The organism is Deinococcus psychrotolerans, assembly GCF_003860465.1.
In the GTDB taxonomy this organism is placed as follows: domain Bacteria; phylum Deinococcota; class Deinococci; order Deinococcales; family Deinococcaceae; genus Deinococcus; species Deinococcus psychrotolerans.
Genome location: NZ_CP034183.1, coordinates 265957 through 280785, shown reverse-complemented (window position 1 = coordinate 280785; position 14829 = coordinate 265957). Strand labels below are relative to the sequence as shown.

At 62.7% G+C, this 14829-nt stretch carries 13 protein-coding genes and 1 tRNA gene; 8 read left to right on the top strand and 6 right to left on the bottom strand.

From position 1 onward, the window contains the following. Window positions 1-17 precede the first annotated feature (17 nt). The 8 genes from EHF33_RS01415 (at window position 18) to speA (ending at window position 9874) form a co-directional block, all read left to right on the top strand. Complete coding sequence (locus tag EHF33_RS01415; RefSeq protein WP_124867291.1) at window positions 18-350, top strand: Asp23/Gls24 family envelope stress response protein; 333 nt, start codon at window positions 18-20, stop codon at window positions 348-350. A gap of 76 nt (window positions 351-426) precedes the next feature. Continuing rightward, window positions 427-1986, top strand: coding sequence for a DAK2 domain-containing protein (locus tag EHF33_RS01410; protein ID WP_124872684.1), 1560 nt, complete (start codon window positions 427-429; stop codon window positions 1984-1986). A gap of 153 nt (window positions 1987-2139) precedes the next feature. Beyond that, window positions 2140-3804, top strand: a complete 1665-nt coding sequence (locus EHF33_RS01405) for a chloride channel protein (protein WP_241191200.1) — start codon at window positions 2140-2142, stop codon at window positions 3802-3804. 186 nt (window positions 3805-3990) lie between these two features. Next, the gene (locus EHF33_RS01400) at window positions 3991-4893 is read left to right on the top strand and encodes a metallophosphoesterase (RefSeq protein WP_124867290.1); all 903 of its coding nucleotides are present in this window, start codon (window positions 3991-3993) and stop codon (window positions 4891-4893) included. A gap of 57 nt (window positions 4894-4950) precedes the next feature. After that, window positions 4951-5955: a GNAT family N-acetyltransferase gene (locus EHF33_RS01395; protein WP_124867289.1), complete on the top strand. Its 1005-nt coding sequence runs from the start codon at window positions 4951-4953 to the stop codon at window positions 5953-5955. A gap of 51 nt (window positions 5956-6006) precedes the next feature. Beyond that, entirely contained in the window at window positions 6007-7497 is a 1491-nt protein-coding gene (locus tag EHF33_RS01390; RefSeq protein ID WP_124867288.1) for an amidohydrolase, read from the top strand. 130 nt (window positions 7498-7627) lie between these two features. Next, window positions 7628-7703 (top strand) — tRNA-Asp (locus EHF33_RS01385). 260 nt (window positions 7704-7963) lie between these two features. Then, window positions 7964-9874 (top strand): biosynthetic arginine decarboxylase, encoded by a 1911-nt coding sequence (gene speA, locus EHF33_RS01380; RefSeq protein ID WP_124867287.1) that lies wholly within the window; start codon window positions 7964-7966, stop codon window positions 9872-9874. Between the two features lie 101 nt (window positions 9875-9975). On the opposite strand, the gene EHF33_RS01375 is transcribed toward speA, so the two are convergent. From EHF33_RS01375 to EHF33_RS01350, 6 genes are all read right to left on the bottom strand, one after another. Then, window positions 9976-10848 carry an ABC transporter permease gene (locus EHF33_RS01375; protein ID WP_206431594.1) on the bottom strand — a complete coding sequence of 291 codons (873 nt, stop codon included), beginning with the start codon at window positions 10846-10848 and terminating at the stop codon, window positions 9976-9978. 8 nt (window positions 10849-10856) lie between these two features. After that, window positions 10857-11816 (bottom strand): ABC transporter ATP-binding protein, encoded by a 960-nt coding sequence (locus EHF33_RS01370; protein WP_124867286.1) that lies wholly within the window; start codon window positions 11814-11816, stop codon window positions 10857-10859. Window positions 11817-11926: 110 nt separating this feature from the next. After that, window positions 11927-12448, bottom strand: a complete 522-nt coding sequence (locus EHF33_RS01365; RefSeq protein WP_124867285.1) for a TetR/AcrR family transcriptional regulator — start codon at window positions 12446-12448, stop codon at window positions 11927-11929. 10 nt (window positions 12449-12458) lie between these two features. Next, window positions 12459-12902: a DUF3995 domain-containing protein gene (locus EHF33_RS01360; RefSeq protein ID WP_124867284.1), complete on the bottom strand. Its 444-nt coding sequence runs from the start codon at window positions 12900-12902 to the stop codon at window positions 12459-12461. Window positions 12903-12965: 63 nt separating this feature from the next. After that, window positions 12966-13913, bottom strand: coding sequence for an aldo/keto reductase family protein (locus EHF33_RS01355; RefSeq protein ID WP_124867283.1), 948 nt, complete (start codon window positions 13911-13913; stop codon window positions 12966-12968). A gap of 61 nt (window positions 13914-13974) precedes the next feature. After that, window positions 13975-14736 (bottom strand): DUF429 domain-containing protein, encoded by a 762-nt coding sequence (locus tag EHF33_RS01350; RefSeq protein ID WP_124867282.1) that lies wholly within the window; start codon window positions 14734-14736, stop codon window positions 13975-13977. Between the last annotated feature and the right edge of the window lie 93 nt (window positions 14737-14829).

Below are 14829 nucleotides of genomic sequence, written 5' to 3'. Positions count from 1 at the left end.
CGTATACTGCCTGCATCGTGAACGGAACCATTCAAATCAGCGAGGCGGCGCTCGCCTCTTTAATCGGCCTGACGGCCCACGAAATTCCCGGCGTGGTGGGCATGGCCCCCGCCAATCTCAAAGAAGGGTTGCAGCGCGTGCTGGGCAGAGCTCAAGCCCGTGACGGCGTGGTAATCGTTAAAGACGGCGGCAAAACCAGTGCCGACCTCTACGTGGTAATGGCTTACGGCGTCAACATTCCAGCGGTGGCCCAGAACATTGCCGAGCGCGTCGAACACACCGTCAAAACGCAAGCGGGCCTGGAACTCAGCTCCACTCGCGTTCACGCCGTGGGAGTGCGCCATGTCTGAAGCCAATCCATCCAATGCAACTGAACCGAGCACCCCTCCAGCCAAACTCGCCCTGCAACCCAAAGACCTCGCCGCCATGTTGCGCTACGCCACCGATTGGCTGGGCGTTTACCGCGAGCAGGTCAACGCGCTCAACGTCTATCCGGTGCCCGACGGCGACACCGGCACCAACATGCACCTGACCATGCAGTCGGTGCGGCGCGAACTCGACACCTGCGACGAGCGCGTCATGAGCAGCGTCGCCCGCGCCATCAGTTACGGCGCATTGCTGGGCGCACGCGGCAACAGCGGCGTGATCCTGAGTCAGCTCCTCAAGGGCTTTGCTGAGACCATCAAGGACGCCCCCCAAGTCGATGCCAAACTCCTCATCAGTGCCCTGAATGCCGCCCAGAAAAGCGGCTACGGCGCGGTGATGAAGCCGGTAGAAGGCACCATCTTGTCGGTGGCACGCGGCGTTGCTGAGGGCGCGAAGGGCGAGACGCCCGACGCGGTGCTGGAGCAGGCTCTCTTTTCCGGACAGGCCATGCTCGACAAGACCCCCGACATGCTTCCGGCGCTCAAGCAAGCGGGTGTGGTCGACAGCGGCGGGCAAGGCTACCTGTATTTGCTGGAAGGCATGCTCGGCCAGTTGCGCGGCGATCAGTTGCCGCCCGAGCCGGAAGTCACCCACTACGCCCAGCAGCAGTTTGAAAACGAGGAGTTCGGCTTTTGCACCGAGTTCCTGATGAGTGAGGCCACCCAACCGATTGAAGCCATTCGCGAACTGGTCACGCCGTTTGGCGACAGCTTGCTGGTGGTGGGCGCGGAAGGCTACGTCAAGGGCCACATCCACACCAACCGCCCCGACGAGTTGCTGGCAGCGGTGGGCCGGCACGGCAAGATGCTCAAAACCAAAGTCGAAGACATGTCCGAGCAGCACACCGAGATTCTGGGCATGGCGGGCGCGGCGGCGCGGGCCGAGGAAGAAGTGCCGCTGAGCGGCTTGGTGGCGGTGGCCAACGGCTACGGCGTGGTCAAGGTGTTCAGGTCACTGGGCGCACGAATCGTCTCGGGCGGGCAGACCGCCAATCCCAGCGTGCAGGACATCGTGGACGCGGTGCGGAGCGTGAGCGCCGAGAAAGTCTTGGTGCTGCCAAATAACAAGAATGTATTGATGGCCGCCCAGAAAGCCGCCGAACTGCTGGATGGCCGCGCCGTGGTCATTCCCACCCGCACGCTGGGGCAAGGCATGGGCGCGGCGCTGAGCTTTCAGGCCAGCGAGAACGCCGCCGACCTCGCCGCGCAGATGGAAGAAGCCGCCAAGAGTGTCACCACCCTAGAAGTTACGCGGGCCAGCAGGGCCACGGTGATTACCACGGCAGCGGGTAAGGAGCTGCACATTGCCGACGGCGACGTGATCGGCCTGCAAGACGATGAGCTGGTGCAGGCGGGCGGCTCGCCCGAAGACGCGGTGCTGGAAATGCTGAGAGCGGCCCATCAGGGTCAGGAAGTCGTGGCCGTGTTTGGCGGGCCGCAAAAGTCGCAGGCCGACCTCGACGCCTTGGCTGAGCGCATCAGCGGCGAATTTGCCGAAGTGGAAGTCGAAACCCACGCGGGCGGGCCAGATTTGTACGACTACTTGGTGACGCTGGAGTAACAAGAGCTGCCAAAGAGCAAAGTGGTATAGGGAGCTGCGAAGAAGACTGAGGTCATTCTCGCAGCTCCATTCTTCAGGGGAAACGTTAGAGCTTCTTTTTGACAAATGCTTTAGGCCTCAGCTCGCGCGCTCACCTGCGCTAAAGTGCGGGGCGTGCCTTCTCGTTCTCCGCTGCGTTTGCCGCGCCAACCCCTCAAAGTTCCGCTGGATGCGGCCCGCCGCAGCTCAGCGCGAATCGGTTCGGCCCTCAGGCCGCCGCTGGCCGCTCCACTCCGGCGCACCGTTCGCAGCCGCATTGAAACCGGGCGCTTGGTGCTCTACAGCGTGGTGGCGGGCGCATTGGTGGGGGTGCTGGGCATAGGACTGCGGCTGCTGCTCTCCCTTGTGCTCGACTGGGGAGCGGCCATCACCGGCTACAGCCCACCCGGCACACCCGGCGAGGGGGGCCTGCTGATGGCCTTTGGCGAGGCGCTGCCTTATGGCATGCTGGCTTTGCCCGTGGTGGCGGTGCTGGCAGCGTGGTTGACGCAGGGCAGTCCTTCCGACCCGCTTTCCGAGACGGTCAGCGCTTACCACCGGCGCGGCGGCACCCGGCTGAGCACCCAGCTGCGCCTCTTGGGAGCCAATTTGCTGGGCTACGGCGTGGGCCTGCCGATTGGCCGCGACTCCACTTTTACGGCGCTGGGCGGCTTCTCGGCGCGGCTTCTCTCGCGCTTTGGCCGCATCAGCGTGGCCGAGGACCGCCAACTGACTTTGGCGAGCGTGTCCGCCGCGCTGGGGCTGGTGCTGCACGCGCCGCTGGTCGCCGCCGTACTGCTGGCCGAGGTGCTCTACCGCCGATTCGAATTTGAATTTGAAGTGCTGATGCCCTGCGTGCTGGCGTCGGTCAGCGCTTACGCGGTCTACGGCTTGGCGTTCGGCGCAAGCCCACTATTTGACGTGCCGACGTTGCAAGCCCCCAGCGCCCTGCAACTGCCGCTCTACGCGCTGATTGCGCTGGCCACCACCGCAGTCGCCTGGGTGGGTGTCTGGCTCTCGCGCCTGTGGCCGCAGAATTGGCTGAGCGGCTGGCCGCGTCTGGTCTGGGCGGGGCTGTTCGGGCTGGCGACGGCGGCAGCGGCGTTTTATTTCACCCCAGCAGTGTTGGGCGGCGGTGCAGGCTGGGCGCAGCTCTCACTCTCAGGCTTTTTGGGCGGCGAGGCGCTGGCGGGCGGCGGCTGGAAATGGGTGCTGCTGGCGCTCGGGGTGCGGCTGGGCTTCGGGGGCGGGGTGCTGCCCTCGGTGGCCACCGGCGCTTTGATCGGCGTGGGCCTCAACGCCACTTTGCCCACTCCGCTCGATCCCACCGTCTGCGCTTTGGTGGCAGCGGGAGCCTACCTCACCGTGACACTCAATATCCCGCTGGCGGCCGCCCTGCTGGCCGCGACGTGGGGCGGCGACGCCCTGCTGCCCGCCGCACTGATCTCATCGGGAATCGCTCACCTGCTCAGCGGCCAACTCGGTTACGTGGAAGGGCAGTTGCGCGACCGCCGCGCCGCCGAGTTGCAGGTCATCACCCCGACCACCACTATTCTCAGCGCCGCGCCGCCGCAGAGCAGCGAAGACGCCTTTTACCGCGTGGCTGTGCCGCCCGCTTGGCTGGGCGCACGCATCAGCTTGCTGAGTTTGCCGAGCGGAGCGCAGGTGGTGGGTTTGGAACGTGGCGAAACGATTCTCAGCGCCACCCCCGATCTCAAATTGGAGAACGGCGACGTGCTGGACATCGTGGCCAGCGACGCCGCTTTCGGTGAGCTGCGCGAACTGCTGAATCTGGGCTGAGTGTGGGCTGGGCATCAGAACCTAACATCTTCAGCGCTCAACTTTCCCTTGAGCCAGTATCCCGCAAGCCCACTGAACCCGTTCCGGCAGACTGCCCCACCCCTTCCAACCGAGTTCAGTGGAGAAGCGATTAGGCCCGCGTAACCTCAAGGCAACTTGAGCCCTCAGACGTTACCCTGAGTGCTTATGCGCCTCGCCCGCTCTCTGCTCTCCGTATTCGGCACAACTCTGGGTTTTTCGTATGTCAACGCTTACCGCTACCGCACCTCACAGCAGCGCTTTGAACTCGGCGGCCTGACGCGGCCCCTCAAGGTGGTGCTGCTCTCAGATTTGCACTACGGCAACTGGATCGGGCGCGGCTCGGTGCGGCGCTGGGTGCGCTCGGCTATGGAGCAGAGGGCCGATTTGATCGTGATTACCGGCGACTTCCTCGACAGCAGCGTGTCGTACCGGCCCATCAAAACACTCATCAAAGAACTCTCGGCGCTCCAGGCTCCGCTGGGCGTGTACGGCGTTTTCGGCAACCACGATTGGACGAGCTTAAATACCCAGCCGGTTCGCGCCCGCTTCGCCCGGCAGCTCGCCGAGGCGGGCATCACCATCATCAACAACGCGGGCGTGCAGCTCAGAGACGACTTTTATTTGTGCGGCATCGATGACTGGTGGTTCGGCAACCAAGACCTCCAGTCCACCCTGCAAGCCAAAACTGGCGGGGGCACCTTGATGCTCTCGCACAACCCCGATTTTTTGCCGCACGTGCCGGAAGGCGTGGGCCTGACGCTCTGCGGACACACCCACGGCGGGCAAATCAAATTGCCGTTTCTGGGGCCAGTCAAGCAGGCCAGCTTGTACGGCACCCGCTTTCTGGAAGGCTGGGTGCAGACGCAGCCCGAACAGCCCAGCGCTGCCGAGCCGACCATCGAAGCCGCCAAGCCGCGCACCATTCGCGGCTTCGTAACGCACGGCCTCGGCGTGACCGGCCTGCCGCTGCGCCTCAACTGCCCCGCCGAGTTGGTGGTGTTCGATTTGCAGCCGCCCGCTGAGAACCACACGCCTGTCGACCCGAACCAAGCGCCGCCCGCGCCTTAGCCGCTGCTAAGCCAGCGTGCCGATGCGCCGCTGACGCCCCGGCCTCAGACTGAAAGGATGACCACACTCCTTTCAAATCCCAGCATATTTGACCCGCCTACGGCCACTCCCGCCGAGCGCCTCGCCATCGCGCGACTGATGGCCGATTGCTTTGTGTTCGCCTATCCGGAAGACCCGCCACTGGTGCTGGAGCAGGAAGCGGCGGGGCTGAGCTTTGTGACGCCCGGCGAAAAAACCGAGCACGTTGTCGTCTGGGAGGGCGGCCAAGTGCTGGCATGGGGAATGCTGGAGTACAGCCTGGAGCAAAACTTACATCTGGCCCGCGCCCGTTTGCTGGTTCATCCAGAAGTGCGCCGCCGGGGACTTGGGCGCAGGGTGGCCGAGCACCTGATCTCGCAGGCGCGGCAAGCCGGACGCACCACACTGACGTTTGTCACCACCGACCGCGCTCCAGCGGGGCAACCGTTTGCCGAAGAATTGGGAGCCGCGCCGGCCATTACAGATCGCCGCAGCCAATTGAACCTGGCGGCGGTATCTACTGAGTTGCTCGACGCTTGGCTGAGCCGTCCGGCGGGCGAGGCCTACCAGCTTCACCTCTGGCAAACCTACCCCGAAGCGTACTTAGAACGGATGGCCCAGATGGTGATGGTGATGAACACCGCCCCACGCGGCGAACTGGACTACGACGACTGGAAAATCACGCCGGAAACGCTAAGAACGTGGGAACAGCAAATCCATGAGGTGGGCGAAGTGCGCTGGACAGCGGTGATTGAAGACACCCAAAGCGGCGAACTCGTCGGTTACAGCGAAATCTACTGGACGCCGCAGCGGGCCAGCGCCGTAGACCAAGGTGCGACGGCGGTGCGGCCCAGCGAACGGGGACGGGGGCTGGGCAAGTGGCTCAAAGCGGCCCTGACCCGCCAAATTTTGCAACAGTGCAGCGGAGCGCAGTTTATCCGCACCAGCAACGCCAATGAAAATGCCGCCATGCTGGGCATCAACGTGGCGATGGGCTTCGAGCCTTTTTCCGAGCAAACCGAGTGGCAACTTCACCTGATCTAAGTTCATCTGGTCTAATCCTTCAGCCCGCACCCAAGCGCTAGCCTGATCCCCATGTCCCCCCACACGCTGATTCTGGCCCGCACCCTGACCCAAGACGACGCCCGACCTGAAGCGCAGGCCGTGTTGGTGGGCGCGGGGCGGGTGGTGGCTGTGGGCAGCCGAGAAGAGATGCAAGCCCTCTCCCCCGCCGCCGAGGTGCAAGATCACCGCGACCTGCTGCTGACGCCGGGGCTGTGCGACGCCCATATCCATCTGGTGAGCTACGGTTTTTCGCTTTCGCAACTGCTGCTGCACGGCGCGGGCAGCGTGGCGGAAGTGGCAGCTAAAGTCGCTCAGCGCAGCGCCAACACACCCGCCGGAACTTGGATTCGCGGCGGCGGCTTTTTGATGTCCGAGCTGGGCCTGAGCGATTACCCCACCGCCGAGATGCTCGACATGGTCAGCCCGCACCATCCGGTGCTGCTGTATTCGCGGGACTTGCACTTGGCTTGGGCCAACAGCTTGGCGCTGCGGCTGGCCGGCATAGACGCTCACACCCCCGATCCGGCAGGCGGCAAAATCGTGCGCCCGCTGGGCAGTTTGCTGGAAAACGCCACCGCGTTGGTGGCCCACGTGATTCCGGCTCCCAGCTCGGCGCAGTGGCTCGCCGCCGCCGACGCCGGAGCGCGAGACCTCGCCCAGCGCGGCTACGTCAGCGCCCACACCATGGCCTACGAGGACGGCGAAGCGCCCCGCGCCCTGCAAATGCTGGCGGCACGGAGCGAACTGCCCCTGAGAATTTGGGCCTGTTTGCCGCATCAGCGCTTGGCCGAGGCGGCAGAGCTGAAAAAAACCAACAGCCCACTCTTTGAGTTCGGCGGCCTCAAGTTCTTCGCTGACGGCGCACTGGGCAGCCGCACTGCTTGGCTGCACCCGCCAGGATTTGCCGACGGCTCCGGCACTGGCATCGCTTTAGACAGCCCCGAGCTGATCCGCGAGCTGGGGCGGGAGGCACTGGAACTCGGTCTGGTGCCAGTCACGCACGCCATTGGAGACAGGGCCAACACCGAAGTCTTGAATGCCTACGACGACTTGCGGGAACTGGCCCAGCAAAAGGGTCTGCGCCTGAGAATCGAACACGCCCAGCACCTGCGGCCCGCTGATCTGCCGCGCTTTGCAGGCCTGATCGCCAGCGTTCAGCCGATTCACCTGCAAGGCGACGCCGCCATGATCGGCGACTTGCTGCCGCAGCACCTCCAGACCAGTTACGCCTTCAAATCCCTCAAGGCGGCGGGCACAATCTTGGCATTTGGCTCAGACGCGCCGGTGGCTCCGCCAGATGTGCGGGCCAGCTTTGCCGCCGCCGTGACCCGCGTGGGCGACGACGGCACCCGCTTGGCCCCAGCCGAGGCGCTAAGCCCAGAAGAAACCCTGTGGGCCTTCACCCGCGGCCCCGCGCTGGCGGCAAATTGGGCCGACGAGGGCGTCATCCGGCCCGGTGGGAGGGCGGCCTTTACCCTGTGGGACAAGCTCGGCGGGAACGCGCAGGCACTGGTGCTGTGAGTACCCTAACTGCAGCGAGGTTGACAAGCCCAGATGCGGCGGCTATCCTTTAACCCGCCCGTGCCCGTGAAAACGCAGCGCGGCGAAACTCAACAGTGTTGGATTAAAACAGTGTTGGGCCAAATAGGTTGGTCTGGTAGTGTAGCGGTTAGCATATCTGCCTGTCACGCAGAAGGTCGCGGGTTCAAATCCCGTCCGGACCGCCAACCAAGAAGCAAGGCAATCGCGCCTTGCTTTTTTTCTTGTTTTGAGTGGCCCTCGCTTTCCTTGCTCCGCCGTGAAATGTCACCCCGCTTGACCTGTTGGCCCGATTTGCCCGCTATCATGCGCTCTGGTTTCGCACGGCGTGGTTGCCGGCAGAAGAAAAGCGTGGGCAGTTTGCCGCCTTCTGCCTTCCGGCCACTACCCCGCGCACGGCGAGCCTCAATTCTGTTTGGCCCACTGTGCCTAGGAGGACGCCCCTACTTTGAAAACCACCTCTAAATATTCGATTGCCGACGCCGCCGAAACCTACCTCGTACCCAACTGGAGCAACGGGTGGTTCAGGGTCAACGACGACGGCCAGATGGAAGTCACCCCCTCGCCGGGCCTGCACGTGGTCATTCAGGACGTGGTCGAAAGCGTGCTGGAGCGCGGCGAAAGCCTGCCGGTGATTATCCGCTTTCCGCAGGTACTCAGCGGACGGGTCAAGCAGCTCAACGAGGCTTTTCACAAAGCCATTGACGAGTACAAGTACAAGGGCGCGTATCAGGGCGTGTTTCCGATCAAGGTCAATCAGCGCCGCCTTGTGGTCGAAACCATCGCGCAGGCGGGTTACAGCTACGCGCACGGCCTGGAAGCCGGCAGCAAAGCGGAGCTGGCGCTGTGCCTCGCCCAAAAGCTGAACCCCGACGCCCTGCTGTGCTGCAACGGCTTTAAAGACGACGGCTTCATCAAGCTGGCCCTCTGGGGCCGCACGCTCGGCAAAAACGTGGTCATTACGCTGGAAAAGTACAGCGAACTGGAGCGAATTCTCAAGCAGGCGAGAGCGCTGGGCGTCAAACCGGCCATTGGGGTGCGCTTTAAGTTGCACGCACGCGGCAGCGGCCAGTGGGAAGAATCCGGAGGCGACCAAGCCAAGTTCGGGCTCAACGCTTACGAACTTTTGCGGGTCGTCGAAAAGCTGCGCGAAGAAAACATGCTCGACTCGCTGGTGATGCTGCACACCCACATCGGCTCGCAGATCACCGACATCCGGCGCATCAAAGTGGCGGTGCGTGAAGCCACCCAGACCTACGCGGGCCTGATCGCGGCGGGCGCACAGCTCAAGTACCTCAACGTGGGCGGCGGACTCGGCGTGGACTACGACGGCTCCAAAACCACCTTTTATGCCAGCATGAACTACACGCTGGCCGAATATGCCGCCGACATCGTCTACACCGTGCAGGAAGTTTGTAAAGCGCGGAGCGTGCCGGAACCCACCATCGTCTCGGAATCGGGCCGGGCGCTGACCGCACACCATTCGGTGCTGGTGATGCCGGTGGTGGACGTGACTGGGCCGACCCGCGACCTCCAAGACATTCCCGAAGCGGGCGAGAACACCCACCAGATCGTCAAGGATATGGAAGAGGTGCTCGACAACATCACTGCCCGCAATTACCGCGAGATGTACAACGACGCAGTGGGCGACAAGCAGACGCTGCACAATCTGTTCGACCTCGGCTACGTGACCCTGAGTGACCGGGCCAGGGGCGAGGCGCTGTTCAACGCCATCTTGCGCAAGATCAGCAAGCTGATTGCCGGTGAAAAGTACGTGCCCGACGAGCTAGAAGACTTGCAAAAGGTGCTGGCCGACAAGTACATCTGCAACTTTTCTTTGTTCCAGAGCTTGCCGGACAACTGGGCCATTCAAGCACTGTTTCCGATTGTGCCGCTCTCACGCCTCGATGAAAAACCCACCCGGCAAGGCACCTTGGTGGACATCACCTGCGACAGCGACGGCAAGATCGAGAAGTTCATCGATTTGCGCGACGTGAAAGCCACCCTGCCGCTGCACGAACCCAACGGCAAACCGTATTACCTCGGGGTGTTTTTGGCCGGGGCTTATCAGGACGTGCTGGGCAGCTCACACAACCTGTTCGGCAAAGTCAGCGAGGCCCACGTCACTGCCCGTCCGGGAGGGCGCTATCACATCGATTTGTTCGTGCGCGGTCAAAAAGCCCGCCGGATGATCGAGTCGATGGGCTACGAGGAAGGCATGCTCAGAGACAGCATCGAAGATCAGGCCGACGAAGCGATCAAAGAAGGCCTGCTGACCGATGAGCAGGAAACAGAGCTGCTCGAAGACTACGGCGAGGAGCTGCTGGGCTACACCTATTTGGAGTATGAGGAAGCCTGAAGAGCGCGTCCATCCAGACCAATGCTCTGGAGTAAGCAAATAAACAAGCAGCCGCAGGCGTGAAGCTCCATTTGCCTGCGGCTGCTTGTTTTGTGTAGTTTTTACAAATCCCGCCGCGAAAACCGCCACATCGCCAGAGCGACAGCCAGCGCGGTATAAACGGCGGCCCAGATCAGTATGCTCGGCTCAATCGGCGTGGTGGAGGCCAGCGGATTGGCTCCCCGCGCCACTTGGGCGAGTTGCAAGGCCCCCTCTGTTTGCAGGTGGTAACTGGCCCCCAGCCACAGCGCATTGGTGGGCATCACGATGTTGGCGGCGTTGCCAAGCGTTTCCATGGTGGGCGAGTTGGCCAGCGCTCCAATCGACTTGAGGATGCCGCCCGCCGAGCCGAGGCCGTAAAGCACGAACACCGCAATGCCGTTGGCGAGGGTGGCAAACAGCGTACTGCCCAGCACCGTCAAGCTGGTGATCAGCACGATCCCGAGCAGAATTTGGGCGACGGCCGCCACTGGTGCGGGCGGCAGGTAGCCGGTGATGAGGTATAGGCCAGTCAGCAGCGCTGCCGACACCAGTGTCACGTAGACCACATTGACAGTAGTGAAGCCCAGCCAGCGTCCCAGTACCACCTGAGCGCGGGTGACAGGGCGGGCCACCACCGACTGCATCACCCCGTTTTCGATGTCGCCGCTGATCGAGGCCACCGTGGAGAGCACGGCCATCAGCGAGCCGAGGAAGTACACCAGATACATCCCGAACAAGCCTGAATACACCACCGGCAATGCGCCGAGGCCCCGGCGCGGCCCAGCCGACAAACCCGCATCGGCAGCCCGCTCAGCCAAGTTTTGTTGCAAACGCAACACGCCGTAGAGGTAAAAGCCGATAAAGGCGGCGGTCAGAATCAGCAAAACCACGATCAGTTTTTTGCGGAGCGCTTCGCTGAGCGACAACCGGGCCATCAAGAGGACATTACTCACAGCGCTGCTCACGCGACTTTCTCCGTTTTAAGGTGGCCGAGTTGGGCTTTCTGGCCAGTGTCACCGTTTTGGCCGACCAACTCCAGAAAAAGGTCTTCGAGATCGTGGCGCTGCGGCGTCAGGGCGTAGAGCTGCGCTCCCGACGCGAAGACCGCCTGAGCAATCGCTGGAATAGCTTCCTCCCCACTGACCACCACGCTGACTTGCTGCTCGGTCTGGTGTTCGAGCTGGCCCAGCCTGCCCAACGCAGCAGCGAGTTCAGGCGACAAACGATCCACCTTGACCAGCACCGGCAGCGCTCCGCCCAAGAGTTCGGCCATCGTTCCGGCCCTCACCACCACGCCCGCTTTCACAAAGGCCACCCGGTCTGAGACTTGCTCCACTTCACTCAGCAGGTGCGAGTTGAGAAACACTGCCACGCCTTCGCCGCGCAACTCCTGAATGATCTCGCGGACTTCCACCCGGCCCACCGGATCGAGCGCCGAGGTGGGCTCATCGAGAAAGACCAAGCGGGGCCGCGCCAGAATCGCTCCGGCCAGACCTGCCCGCTGAAGCATGCCTTTGCTGTAGCCGCCGAGCGCCTCCGTGCCGCGCCCCCCGAGGCCCACCCGTTTCAGCACGGCAGGAATGCGGGTTCTGAGTTCTTCGGCTTTGAGCCCCGCGAGCTGGCCGTGAAACTTCAGAAACTCCTCGGCGGTCATCCAGGTTTGGAATCGGAACTGCTCCGGCAAAAAGCCGAGGCGGGCCCGCACGGCCGGGTCGTCCGGCGAGCCGCCCAGCACTTTGATGCTGCCGGAAGTGGGCCGCACCAAGCCGAGCAGCATCTTGACGGTGGTGGATTTGCCCGCGCCGTTGGGGCCGAGGAAGCCGAAGACTTCGCCCTCTCCGACTTCGAGGTCGAGGCTCTGGACGACGGCGCGGCCCTTGTATTCTTTTCGGAGATGCTCAGTTTGAATGGCTAAAGTCATGCGTGCTTCCTTTGTTTGATGCTTGATCCAACCTTGCGCTTGCCCCTCATGAGAGCGCTCACCAAAAGCTAGCGTCTTAAGGTGAGTGGGGCTGTCTGTTGGCTTGCGGTTCAGTCGCCGGTGTGAAACTGAGGGTCTGCAAGTCCAGCATCTGCGGGCCAAGTCTCCAACCACCCCAAACACTGCCGTCCGACAAATTCGGCGTAGTCTTGCCGCGCCCACTGCTCCGGCTCAGCTCGGCCCATCTGGCGGTGAAGCTCGGTCAGGTATGCCAGCCTCGTTTGGTCTACTTCTTCAAAGGCGGCTTTAACTTCCGCGTTTCTGAGCGACCACGCCCGCACCGACAAATCCAGCGCGTGATCCAGCGGGCGGATAACGGCGGCCAACTGGCTCAGCCGCCCCGCTCCCTCGGCAGCTTGCTGGGCCTGCTCAATCGGCGCGGTGGTGTGACGCTCCCGCCAAGCGCCGAGCAGAGCCGTTCGGAAGCCTTCCGCATTTTGAAAATGGTGGTAAAACGCCCCCTTGGTCAGCTGCATGGCGGCGCAGAGCCGCTCGATGGTCAGGGTCTGCTCGCCTTCTTCCCGCAGCAAGGCAAACCCCGCTGCCAGCCAATCTTGTTTGGCCGTCCTCATTTGATTAGCCTCATACGTTCTGGCTCCTCATTAGTGTCCACGCCAGCAAGCCCAAGACAATACACAGCGGCGAGTAGATCCGTTTGTTGAGCCGGACGAACGGACTTCCCACCGGACTGGGCCGCAGACGTTCCATAAAGTACCCCCCCACTCCGCGCAGCAAAAAGACAACCGCCAGCGCCACCATTCCCCAGCGCAGCCACCCCGTCGGCAGCGGCAAGGTCAGCACATCCACAAACGCCAGCACCATACCCGCCGCCAAAGCCAGTGCCAGCGCCACGCCGAAGCAGGCCCAAGCCGGTGGCGGCGACATTCCGGCAGGGCCACCCACCACCGTGCGGGCCAAGCTCTGCGGGTCTTTGCCGGGCCAAACACCGCCCAAACCCCAGTAAACGTGAACGGAGGCGATTGAGAGCAGCACCAGTGTCAGCAGACCCACCGAGATTATTTCCATACCCTCTAGTATGGTACGGAAGATACGCCAGAAAAAGGGGCGAATAGCCCCCCTTCACTTGCTTCAGCGCGGTGACAAAATATCTTCAATCTTGCTGACCACTTCTTCGCTGAGGTTGACGCCCGCCGCCTTGACCGTGTCTTCAATCTGGCTGACTTTGGTGGCTCCGGTGATGACGCTGCTGACGCCCTTCTGGCGCAAAATCCAAGCCAGCGCGAGTTGAGCGCGGGTCAGGCCCAGCTCATCAGCGATAGGCTTCAAATCACGAACTTTTTGCACGTTTTCGTCGGTCAGGATCGACTTGCCCCAGTTCTCTTTCTCGGTGAGGCGTGCGCCGGCCGGTTTGCCGTCGTCGTATTTGCCGGTCAGCAGGCCCATCGCCAAAGGACTCCAGACGACCAAGCCCACGCCCGCCGACTCGGTGTAGGGCAAGATCTCGCCTTCTACCCGCTCGCGGCGGATCATGCTGTACTCGGGCTGCTCCACCACTGGCGCGTGCAGGCCGTTGGCTTTGGCAAACTCGACGGCCTGCGCGATGCGGGCGGCAGGCCACATGCTGGTGCCCCAGTACAGGGCCTGACCGTTGCGAATTACCTGGTCAAAGGACATCACGATTTCTTCCATCGGCACTTCGGGGTCGTAGCGGTGGGCGAAGTAGATGTCGAGGTAGTCGGTGCCGAGGCGCTTCAAGGTGCCGCGAATGCTCTCCATGACGTGCTTACGCGACAGACCCCTGTCGTTGACATTATCGCTCATCGGCCAAAAAACCTTGGAAGCGATCACCAAGTTTTGACGCGGCAACTCGTTGAGCACCTTGCCCATCATTTCTTCAGACTTGCCACGGGCATAGATGTCGGCTTCGTCAAAGTAATTGACACCCTCTTCGTAGGCCTTCATGACGATGTCGCGCACCATCTGGTTTTCATTGACATTGACACCGTAGGTCTCCCAACCGCCCAACGCCACTTCGGAGACTTTCAGGCCACTTTTCCCTAAATTGCGATATTCCATATCTTCTACTTTAACTCTTAAAGCACTGGGCGAGTTTGAGGGCATAAGACAAGATTAAGGCTCAGGTCAGTTTCCAGCGCTCTGGCAGCGTCGGCGTCAGGATGTACCCCTCAGCGACGCTACCAAAGACCTCGCACCGTGCCGGGAAGCGGTGAGCGTAGAGGGCAATGTAAGCGCACATCACCGCGTCGCCTTCGTCCTCGTGGTTTTTGAGCGCCGCACCTTTAAGGCCGCCTGGACTGACGGCCAGCAGCGCGTCCAGCCCCGTCAGCGGCGGCTTGGCCCCAGTCAGGGCACTCAGGTGGCGGTGATACTCGTCCCAGGCGTCCAGCATCACTTCCCGGCCCTGTTTCTTGCGCTTGTACTTGAGGGTACGCTCCAGCCCGAACAGCGCCACCATTGCCGCGTGCGGATAAACTTCTAAACAGACCCGAGCCTGTGTGTCGGCCACATCTGCTGGCTCATCCCAAATGCCCCGCTCGGCCAGGGCGTCCCGCAGCCACTCTCCGCGCAACACCCCGCCGTTGTAGCGGCCCAGCAAAGTGCGGTTGGCCGGGTGTGCGCCTGCTTGATACTTGCCAAACACAGCGGCCAGTTGCGCCTCAGCAGGGCGCTGACCCGTCAGGTTGGGCACGCTCAGCGGCGCGTCGACGGCAACCAGGCAGGGGCCGGAGGTGTGGGCATCTAGAAAAGCCAGAACCTCGGCGTCGTCGCCCAGCACACCGGAAGAAGTCAACACCGCGCCGTCTCCGCTTTCTTCCAGCACCGCCGCGCCGCTGGGATTGCGGGCCGACCACGCCAAATCCAAACCGATGAACTTCACGCCCTGATTCTCCACCAACTGGCTGCTGAACGCTGAAGCTGCTCGTACTGTCTCCCTAGTGCGTCTGCCTGCCCTCTACGCTTTCATCGGCAG

Bases quoted from the DNA above. Each gene is read 5' to 3' on its own strand.
- EHF33_RS01395 (WP_124867289.1), top strand. From the start codon at position 4,951: ATGACCACACTCCTTTCAAATCCCAGCATATTTGACCCGCCTACGGCC.
- EHF33_RS01370 (WP_124867286.1), bottom strand. From the start codon at position 11,816: ATGACTTTAGCCATTCAAACTGAGCATCTCCGAAAAGAATACAAGGGC.
- EHF33_RS01360 (WP_124867284.1), bottom strand. From the start codon at position 12,902: ATGGAAATAATCTCGGTGGGTCTGCTGACACTGGTGCTGCTCTCAATC.
- EHF33_RS01390 (WP_124867288.1), top strand. From the start codon at position 6,007: ATGTCCCCCCACACGCTGATTCTGGCCCGCACCCTGACCCAAGACGAC.
- EHF33_RS01410 (WP_124872684.1), top strand. From the start codon at position 427: ATGTTGCGCTACGCCACCGATTGGCTGGGCGTTTACCGCGAGCAGGTC.
- EHF33_RS01355 (WP_124867283.1), bottom strand. From the start codon at position 13,913: ATGGAATATCGCAATTTAGGGAAAAGTGGCCTGAAAGTCTCCGAAGTG.
- EHF33_RS01400 (WP_124867290.1), top strand. From the start codon at position 3,991: ATGCGCCTCGCCCGCTCTCTGCTCTCCGTATTCGGCACAACTCTGGGT.
- EHF33_RS01365 (WP_124867285.1), bottom strand. From the start codon at position 12,448: ATGAGGACGGCCAAACAAGATTGGCTGGCAGCGGGGTTTGCCTTGCTG.